The organism is Campylobacter gastrosuis (assembly GCF_030249845.1).
Classification (GTDB): domain Bacteria; phylum Campylobacterota; class Campylobacteria; order Campylobacterales; family Campylobacteraceae; genus Campylobacter_A; species Campylobacter_A gastrosuis.
The window spans coordinates 1-1,267 of sequence record NZ_JANURM010000055.1 but is presented as its reverse complement, the minus strand read 5'-3'; the positions used below and the strand labels follow the sequence as shown (position 1 = coordinate 1,267).

The window sequence follows — 1,267 nt, the reverse complement described above, 5'->3', positions numbered from 1 at the left end:
GTAGCATCAATAATATTTAAATCAAGTCCAAGTGCTTTATTGTCAAGTCCAAGTGCTAAACCTACAAGCTGTGAAAGGTGGATTATTGGCTTTCTGATGCTTGAATTTTGAGCGTCTTGGTAGCGTTCTTGATAGATGTCAAGTTGCATTTGACAAAGCGGACAAGGTGTAACGACAACATCAGCGCCATTCTCATCAGCATCGCTGATGATTTGGCTTGACATTTTTTGCACTGATTCTTGTGCTGGATATGTAGCGTGAAATCCGCAACAATCAAGGCGTTTCTCAAACGGCACGACCTTAGCGCCAAGTGCGTTTGCCACTGCTTCAAAGCTTTTAGGATTTACCGAGCTTTCTTTGCCTAGCTCTTTTTCTGGTCTTAGGCTATGACAGCCGTAAAATAGAGCTACTTTTAAATTTGAAAGCGGTTTGGTTACCTTTGCTTTTAGAGTGTCTAAATTCTCATATAAAACCCAAAGTAGGCTTGTTATCTCATTGCTACCTTGATACTGCATATTGCCCTCTTTTAGGTAGGTGTTTATGCGAGTTTTTGCACCTTTATCAAGGGTGGTTTTTGCCCTTGTTAGGGTTAGCATACAGGTTGAGCAGGTTGTTAATAACGGCATATTCATCTGCTCTGAAAGCGCTATGTTTCTAGCATTTGCTACAAGTGCTGCTAATGGATCAACATCTTGTGCTTGGCTAGCACCACAACAGCTCCAACCCTTAATCTCGTGCAGAGTTATACCTAAAATCGGCGCTATCGCCTCTAATGACATTTTTGATTCTTTTGCTGCTTGGCTTAAAACACAGCCCGGGAAAAATGCAAAATCTTTGTTACTCATTTTGTTGCTCCTTCATTTTCAGCCTTACGTGCAGCCTCAATCATCTTAACTAAGTCATCGTGACCTTCTATCGCATCTTCGCCAAACACGTGAAGTGGATTCATCTTACCAGCCATCATTAAATTCATAGCTATATCCATTTTACCCATATTTGCAAATACGCCTTCTGAACGAAGTGCTAGTTTTATCTCATTTAATCTACCTGAGCCCTCAACTAAATCAAGCAAGAACGCCTCAGCGTGAGCTGGACCAGTGCCTTCTGTAAAGCCTTTTTTCATTGCCATTACTCTTAAATCGGCAATATCATCAGCCGAGCTTATGCCTTTTGGACAGCGGTCAGCACACTCTTGACAATGCACGCACTTCCAAAGACCATTTGCAATGGCTGGTTTTAGGTGAGTTAGCGGGTCTTTTGAGCGTGA

General features: G+C 42.0%; 1 protein-coding gene and 1 pseudogene. Both read right to left on the bottom strand.

Annotated features, from left to right (window positions below; genetic code table 11):
* Positions 1–845: 8-methylmenaquinol:fumarate reductase membrane anchor subunit (sdhE, locus tag NYG85_RS12050; protein WP_284938916.1), on the bottom strand; the 845-nt coding region annotated here is incomplete at its 3' end.
* A pseudogene (locus NYG85_RS12045) lies at positions 842–1,267 on the bottom strand ((2Fe-2S)-binding protein); the annotation flags it as partial. The pseudogene NYG85_RS12045 and the gene sdhE, both read right to left, overlap by 4 nt.